Source organism: Pseudoalteromonas sp. G5_S1_14_S5, from assembly GCF_054968605.1.
The window spans coordinates 1-8173 of sequence record NZ_JBQKUM010000119.1 but is presented as its reverse complement, the minus strand read 5'-3'; the positions used below and the strand labels follow the sequence as shown (position 1 = coordinate 8173).

The window sequence follows — 8173 nt, the reverse complement described above, 5'->3', positions numbered from 1 at the left end:
ATGGCAATGATACGCAATGTCAAAACCACTATTGAACTGTCCACGATCCCCATAGCTCATCAGTTCTACCTAGATAATGGCGACGACACCAAAAGTCAAATCACTCTTGTCCCAATATATGGTACGTCCCGTTATTGCAAGTAGAGTTAAAAACAACGAGCTGATTTGCGCTAATATATTCAGAGTCTATTAGAGACCGCCATTAGTCTCAGCTCTATGATGAGGTGTGCGCCAGACTGTCCTCACAAAACGAAAAGCATTTTAAGTTGCTGTTTGGGGCAACAGGTCTTCAGTCTGGTGGTCTAACCGTTGTGTCATCTTTTTCTCTCATTGCAAATTCTGATTATATTCTTATTTCAAAGGACTTCTTACTGACTAAGACTGCCCATGCTATACGGGCTATTTTGTTGGCTAGTGCTACCACTGCCACGTTAAAAGGTTTTCGTTTCTTAAGCTCTACAAGCCACGAGCCAAAGTATTTTTCAACCGATTTGTCTCTCCATAAAATGGACCTCGCAGCATGGATGAATAGCGTCCTTAGTTCTTTATTTCCTCGTTTCGATATTCCAAGTAGCGTTGATTTACCACCAGTTGAGTATTGAATGGGAACCAGTCCGATCCATGCCGCAAAATTTCTCCCGTTTTTGAAGTCATTGGGGTTACCAACTGATGATAAACAAGCACTAGCGATGACTGGGCCAATGCCAGGAACACTTTGCAGTTGTTTCATCTGCTCGTTATCTGCAAGGATTCTCTCGACCTTATCTGCTTGTGAATCTATGCGTTCATTAAGGTTTTGATAGTGTTCATGTAACTCACTTAATTCAAAAATGATTAGAGGAGGAAGGTTTTGATTCTTATCCGCTAGCCACTGAAATAAACCTTTCATACTAGCGTGGCCTTTTGGCAAACTGACCCCAAACTCAAGAAGGATTGAGCCAATTCGGTTCATACATGCGGTGCGCTCTCTAATATACCCGCTACGAATTTTTCGAATCGTTGAGATAACCTGAGCTGACTCAGTCTTTGCTGAAGAGAACCTCATTGTTGGCCGTGAAGCTGCTTCTGCAATAGCGTCTGCGTCGATAAAATCATTTTTATTGGTTTTAACGTAAGGTTTTACATATTGAGGTGGAATTAGCTTAGCTGTATGACCAAATTCAGTACACTTTCGAGCAAGCCAATGAGACCCGCCGCATGACTCCATGGCTTAATGACAGGCTCATGACACGATAAGAACTCTAGTAATTTTTGGCGAGTAAGCTTTTTCTTAAATAACTGATTCCCAGCATGATCATGACCAACTAAATGAAAAGAGTTCTTACCTAAATCGATTCCGATAATGTGTGAGTTATTCATTTGGTACTTTCCTTTTAAGACTAAACCATTTCAAGTTTAGCTGTAGGGAGGGACGTACCATCTCATTAAGCGAGCCATCGTGCCAGTCCCTTCAATGAACATGTTCATTACAAATAGTAGGATGACCCCAATGTCAAAACCACTATTAAAACGTTCATTATTGCCGCAGGCCACCATGAGTCATTAACTCACCTAAAATAAGTCAGAAATAAAATACTGATGAGTATATAGATAAAAAATCAGATAAAACAGATACTTTTGCTCACCCCTGCCCTCAAAGAACAAAACTTAAGCATAATTGACCGTATTTAATGCTATTAGCATTAAACACGGTCAATTAAATAATCTAAACAATCTTCGTGAATTAAGGATGCTTTTTCTATCGCTATCCTCGTGTGGGTAACCAATCTGATTAGAGATCTGCCTAACCCCCTCTACAATACAATCGAAATTGTCATGAGTATGTCCACTCACCATCACTCCTACACCGTGCGTAGCTAGCTCTCGGATTAACTCATTATCGTCAGAACAGAAATAACACGTCAAAAGATCTACTGGATATTTTGAATGTCTCAGTTCAACGGATTGTGGGAAGTGGGTCACAACCAGCTTGTTTTGTGCTGTGGAAGCTGACATAGATTTAATACAAGCGTTTCTAAACTCACTGTTCAGTGCTCTCATTTTCGAGGGTGTCAGCACTTGGTTATTTACAGAGATGCTTTTGAAGTCATTGACTTTCAACTGTAAAGAAAGTGTATTGACGTCGTTCAGCTTACTAATATTAGACCAGCCAACTCCACCAAATAACTCAAGGTCAAATTTGCTAAGGACTACAGATGTGTTTTCTAGGAAGTGTAGGTTGTTGCTTAATTTATTCCAAAGAGGCACGCAAGACAGGTAATCCTGATAATCAAAGCCTCTCTGATAGAACTCATGGTTACCAGCAATAACAATAAACTCAATATCTGGATTAGATTTTGCAGCTTGCAACGCTAACTCTGCTAGCCCGACACCATGTGTTATATCGCCGGCAGCAATCACAATATCAGCATCAGGATTAACTAAATCCATGATAGTAGTTCCGCAGAACTCCTCATGCAGGTCGGATATTATCTGAAATAAGGCACTCACTAATATGCTCTCAAAAATTACATAAAGTATAGGGCTAACTTATCACATTGCCACTGTGTAAATCTGCTATCAAACAGAGGCTTGCTTGTAAAGTGGCAATATAGAGCCCTCACAAGATGCCCCAAACATCAATACCACTATTGAACCAGTCACGATCATCATAGCCCTGCGGTTTGACATCTAAATTGTGATGACTCCAAAGGTTAAATCACTTTTGTCCCAATGTGTGCTGCCACAATAGAGACCAAGCACGTTTTTGGACAAAACCAAGCTAGAGTACATGATCTAACTTGGTTTTCTTGGGTAAGTAAAAGTATCCTGAAGTCTTAATTATTTGTTATGTTAAAATTTAATTTTGGGTAATCTAGTTTGTAATGCACAGGTTACATTCTCATTTTCCTTACTTCCTCTTAAAAGAAAGCGATACAAGCCCGCTCTTCATTAGTCAAAAGAACTGGTGGATGAGAAGCTGTCAGAACTGCCAAATGTATTGCCTGCTACATCAACGCCACCCATACCACCAATCATAGGTAGAGCCGTAGCTGGGTTGATGTCCATCATAGAGTCATCAAATGGTGACGTCGAATCATCCAGCATCGAACTATTCAGGGAGTCGTCATCAAATGGTGACGTCAAATCATCCAACATTGAATTATTCAGGGAATCGTCATCAAACAAGCTCTCTGCGGCTGCAGCGCCCGCCACGGCTCCCGCAGCTGTGCACACTTTGTTTGATTTTTTACTAGGTTTAGTGTCTGAGTTAACTTGCTCTTTCGCATTGTACTGACTCTTGATTGCCCAGCTAATAGTGCTAAATAGATGATCATCTCTGTGATTCTCACAAAAACTGGCAGTATAAACACTGATTGCCTGTGTTGAATCCTCAGCCTGCACTGCTTTAACAATTGCCCAACCGTCATTGAAATATGCTAATGTTTCTTCAAGGCTTACCGCTACGGGGTCGCCATCTTTCACCATAATGTTGAATAACTGATCTGTATTATCCATTTCTACCCGCCTTACATAATTATCAGTACTGATAGGATGCAGTATTGGATCGCGAACACCTTCAAATAAAACCAAAATCCTCTTTTCAGTAGATCCTTCACTTTTCCAGCGAAGTTAGACGGCTCACTTGAGTCAGACCAAAATTCTCTTTTCAGTCGATCCTTCACTTTTCCAGCGAAGATAGACAGCTCACTTGAGTCAGACCAAAAATCAAATTCTCTCAGAGGTTCAAAACAATGAGCACATTGATTGTGGGATACATGACTCATTTCCTTAACTAGCAAGGGCTTAGTTGGTTTATTACAGTGATGGCAAAGTAGCAATGCAATCTCTGACTTTTTTAATAATACTTGTTGCTCAATATCATTAAGTGAATTTATCGCCTCGGTGGCTGCCTGCTTAAAGCTATCGAATTGTTCGCTAGCTAATTCGAATCCACTTTCATGAAATAGTTTATTTCGGACAGACGCCAAGAAACGTAATTTTTTCACCAGCTCTACGGGCAGTGTATCTTCAATGCTCGAAACCAATTCATGGATACTTTTACCCTCACCACCGATATTCGAGAGCATCTTCTCTATTTCACGAGAGCTTTGCGTAACGTATTTATATGGCATATCAATCTCTTACTACAAGTATGCTTTCCAAAAGAACAGATATTCAAGGATAAGTTTATTATCAGGTAAGAACTTGAATCTAAAGTTCAACATCTCAAGGCCAAACACACTAGTAATGACGACAGCGTTCATTAAAATGAATTTTATAAAGGCGATCGCAACAGAAAACCACTTGGCTTCTTGGCTATCCACTTCCTGCTGATGTGTCGCAATAGGATGAGCACATAACACACAACACTCATCAATCGTGCTTTTTGTTCGTTCAACAGGTTGAGTTAATGTTGGTTTTCCACAACCTGAGCAAATAATTAACTGTCCCGATTTGCCTTGATTGGCTTTATCCAAGATGAGCTTTTCTAAATACGCCCTCACCTCATAAGCATTTTGGCGGAACTGGGATAAATCTGCAGTTTTAAGCTCATGGTCATCACTGTGTATAATTTGGTTACGGATTCGGGCAATGTCTCTGATCTTATCTAAAAAAGCGGTCGAGAATTCAGTATTTGCACTCACTGCCTTTTCATAAACCCCTTTTCCATCACATTCGAAATGAGTCAACAGCGCCTCAATTTCTTTTGATTGCTTTATAACTAATTCGTAAGGCATTACTGACTCTATTTCCTTAACTTATAGCGAGTTATGAACCACTTATCATCTCATCAAAAGCAACCTTGTCAATAAAAACTTGCTACATTTTTGCACTGTTTAAGGTGTCTGTCCTCGTTACAAATACGCCACTTAGTAAAGATGGCGACCAACTGTTCTGCTGCGAATATAACTTTGACGGCGGGATCTTAAATTTTGCATACAAGGCGATGAAGCTAACTCCACCGTGAGGTTACAACCACTTACAAGTATTCGTGCCGTGATCGATATCGTAGCCTCCACTCGCAATAGTCATGTTGTTGATCGTAATACAGAGGGCTTTTGCATAGCCACTTACTTGGTAGATACCAAGTAGGCATTAGGAAAAATAAGCTAAATGGTGGTCTGGTTAATGAAGTTTAAGTGGCTACTAGCTTATTTTGGGGCAGAAATGTGCCGATGGCTGAGGTCAAACTAGCGAGCCAATGTACAGATCGAGATAGGTTTTGGGTATGGAATTTGGGTTGGTCGCTCAACTACAGGCACATCTTGCTCCGCAAGATCACGGAATAAAATGTGGACAACGCTCCGCGTTGACACACAGTTTATTTCCGCTTGTACCCGTAGTCACTCCCAAGAGCAATAATAATTTTTTATAACTATTGAATATCCATTCAATGGGGCAAGTGGGCAAAAAGGTTGGATTAAATGGATGACATAGATGGTTGCTCGACTAAAAACTAAGTTCCATTGTTATCGTTCCGCTTACATCTGAAGCGATGCGCTCCACTAACAATGGCAATATTACAAGTCTCTAATTGACAATATTTTCTTAATCAAAATCGATATTAGGAAAATTCCTAAATCCGAACTCAAACAAAGGTGTCGGTATTGAAGCCATTGCCAAACACTTAGGCATTACGGCCGAAGAAGTGATCTGTATGGGCGATGCTGAAAATGACCACCATATGCTGGAATACGCGGGCCTGGGCATTGCAATGGACAACGCGATGGAAGAAACCAAGAAAATCGCTGCTCATATCACTGCAAGCAACGACGACCATGGTGTAGCGGTCGCGATTGAAAAGTTTATCTTCAACTCATAACAATTAAAGGCCATATCATTGATACTTAAAAGGCTGTGCAGTGCACAGCCTTTTTTGTTTAACAGGTCATTGGCTACTTTCTTGCCCAAGACCAACGAAATGCCACAGCACCAAGCAGAATCAAGATAGGAAAACGCAGCGTATCGACGACAAAGGAAGCGATACCACTAAATGAAACAAAGCTCCCAGCCCAGCTTATCAATAGATTTCCCGCTAACAACATCACCGTAACACCAAGAACAATCTTAAATGAGAACTGGCCAGTCAAAGGTTTAGAGTCCGTTAACGTTACCAAGCAAGCGATGGTCATTAAAATTGCGACCCAGAATGAGAACGTTGGCAATGGCCAGATAACCGTAAGTACGATTGACAGTAGGCATAAGCCCCACCACACACCTTTGGAACTCAATAACACACTAATATCAACATCGGGGTTACTATCTAGTCTCACTATATGCCAAGTCGTTAAGGCGCCTAACAAACCACCCATCAAAACATCACTGAAAAACGCACTGCCTGTGTAAGCTTTGAAAAGCATAATCCAAAGTAGCCCAGCAAGTACTATCAGTATCGATTTCTGTTCGAAGATACGTTTCAACTTCCACAACACTAACAAAGTCAAACTCACCCATAGCGCTGCCAACAAACTTGGAAAGCTGTAACCACTGCTCATAACGAGCTTCAATGTTGGAAGATAAGCGTGTGGGCGTGGGAAACCGAATCCTTGGTGCGCTATCAAAGTCAGCAGTGTCACCGATATCAAAGTGAAACCGAACTTCAATGCAAAGTTGCGACCAAAATGCCAAGCGATCAATGGCAAGATCATAATGAAAGCCCATGGTTTTGCGAGTAGATCGGTCAATAGAACCGTATTAGAAAAGATACTAGGTAGGTTATCGAACACGTTTTGCAACGAGACAATCCAACCTAGCTCAACTTGATGAACTTTTGGTGCTGCACCCACCAGCTCCGTCACATAAGTCACAGGCTGGTTTGTCGCGGACAAAAATAGTTCATTAATCTCAGACCACTGTTCTGGATAGCGGTATTGATTTGCTGACAATGCTGTAGGAGGAAGTAACATCGCCCTACTCACTTCCACTCCATAATGAGAAGCGAACCAAATAGGAAGTTCAAAGCCACCCATTTCATTTCTAGCTTGATAGCTGATGACTTCCGAATCAGAGATGCAATCATAAATAACCGCACTATCGGTGTAACCGAGCACATCACCAACCGTTACGGATAGTCCTGCTTCTTCCCAAGTTTCACGTCGCGCTGCAATAGCTGGATCTTCACCAGAAACAACAGTGCCTCCTGGTAGAGACAATTGCCCCGTGATCAACTCATCAACCAACACAATTTGGTTATCAGCGCGCACTACACACAGTGCGCCCTCAATATTATCAGGCAAGATATTGTTCGCCCAAACGGAAGTAGTACTCAATAGAGAAAGAATCAGAACCAATAGATATCGAATAACCAACGAATTTACCTACGAATAATAGAAGAAATTGAGACTGCTATCGCAGTTGAACTATTGTAATGAAACACACAAAAAATCGCTGTCTATGTTTTGTGCAAAGCCTTTCTCATCCATTGAATGTGAGGTGTGAACCCCATTTTTTGATAGAAGTCCTTGGCAGGTAAATTAAAGTCCCAAACCTCGACGAACACTTGCGCGACACCATAATCAGCAAAAGTTGATTCAATACGTTGAAACAACATCTGCGCCACGTCTGCTTTACGGTATTCAGAAAGAACAAAAAGCTCATCAACACTACCCATTTGAACCGGCTTGCTCACTGTAGAGATCAGCTCACAAAAGTGTCCTGAAATGAATCCGACAATCAGCTGACCTTTGACCGCCACATACACTAAGCACTCTGGATCATCTAAGTACCTTGCAATACTCTTTTCCTGCTCGATCTCTTCTGCTGTTTTAAAGTGCTCAGGGCAGGCTATATGATGGTGGTGGTGAAGATCAAACATCAACTCATTAAGTTGTTCTAGATCGGTGTGCTTTGCGGCCCTTAGGGTGACATTCATGGCGAGTACGGTTCTCAAACGAGTTAATAGCTACATTGAGTCTAGTTTACTTGCCATTGATAGCTATACAAGTAATTGAAATGATTCGTGGTTTAGAGCGGGTGTTTTAGATACGAAAATGACCACATTATGGTGGTTAATTCAGGGTGTTGTATACCTATTGGCGCAGGAAAGTTGTACTTCCCCCCTTCCTACCCCCTAAGCAATGTCAGTTCCACCAACCCTAGACCATTGCACACGCACAACGTTAACCCCAAAAAAGTCAAAAGATTTATTACTGGGGGTACATCATCTCTTGGTTCTTGAAACAGCCGCAAC

General features: G+C 41.4%; 7 protein-coding genes and 1 pseudogene. 1 reads left to right on the top strand and 7 read right to left on the bottom strand.

Annotated elements, in window-relative coordinates:
• Positions 1–343: 343 nt before the first annotated feature.
• The 5 genes and pseudogenes from ACTRWI_RS21420 to ACTRWI_RS21400 all read right to left on the bottom strand — a co-directional run bounded on the left by ACTRWI_RS21420 (position 344) and on the right by ACTRWI_RS21400 (position 4721).
• A pseudogene (locus ACTRWI_RS21420) lies at positions 344–1359 on the bottom strand (IS110 family RNA-guided transposase).
• Positions 1360–1692: 333 nt separating this feature from the next.
• The gene (locus ACTRWI_RS21415) at positions 1693–2490 is read right to left on the bottom strand and encodes a metallophosphoesterase (RefSeq protein ID WP_102364456.1); all 798 of its coding nucleotides are present in this window, start codon (positions 2488–2490) and stop codon (positions 1693–1695) included.
• 441 nt (positions 2491–2931) lie between these two features.
• Positions 2932–3498 carry a hypothetical protein gene (locus ACTRWI_RS21410; protein WP_499133744.1) on the bottom strand — a complete coding sequence of 189 codons (567 nt, stop codon included), beginning with the start codon at positions 3496–3498 and terminating at the stop codon, positions 2932–2934.
• A gap of 11 nt (positions 3499–3509) precedes the next feature.
• The gene (locus ACTRWI_RS21405) at positions 3510–4115 is read right to left on the bottom strand and encodes a hypothetical protein (RefSeq protein ID WP_499133743.1); all 606 of its coding nucleotides are present in this window, start codon (positions 4113–4115) and stop codon (positions 3510–3512) included.
• Positions 4116–4127: 12 nt separating this feature from the next.
• Positions 4128–4721: a hypothetical protein gene (locus ACTRWI_RS21400; RefSeq protein WP_499133742.1), complete on the bottom strand. Its 594-nt coding sequence runs from the start codon at positions 4719–4721 to the stop codon at positions 4128–4130.
• 824 nt (positions 4722–5545) lie between these two features.
• Here ACTRWI_RS21400 and ACTRWI_RS21395 point away from each other — a divergent pair.
• The gene (locus tag ACTRWI_RS21395; RefSeq protein WP_499133745.1) at positions 5546–5806 is read left to right on the top strand and encodes an HAD hydrolase family protein; all 261 of its coding nucleotides are present in this window, start codon (positions 5546–5548) and stop codon (positions 5804–5806) included.
• A 73-nt stretch (positions 5807–5879) separates the two neighbouring features.
• On the opposite strand, the gene ACTRWI_RS21390 is transcribed toward ACTRWI_RS21395, so the two are convergent.
• Positions 5880–7292, bottom strand: a complete 1413-nt coding sequence (locus ACTRWI_RS21390; RefSeq protein WP_499133741.1) for a bifunctional NUDIX hydrolase/phosphatase PAP2 family protein — start codon at positions 7290–7292, stop codon at positions 5880–5882.
• A gap of 83 nt (positions 7293–7375) precedes the next feature.
• Positions 7376–7855 (bottom strand): GNAT family N-acetyltransferase, encoded by a 480-nt coding sequence (locus tag ACTRWI_RS21385; protein WP_499133740.1) that lies wholly within the window; start codon positions 7853–7855, stop codon positions 7376–7378.
• Between the last annotated feature and the right edge of the window lie 318 nt (positions 7856–8173).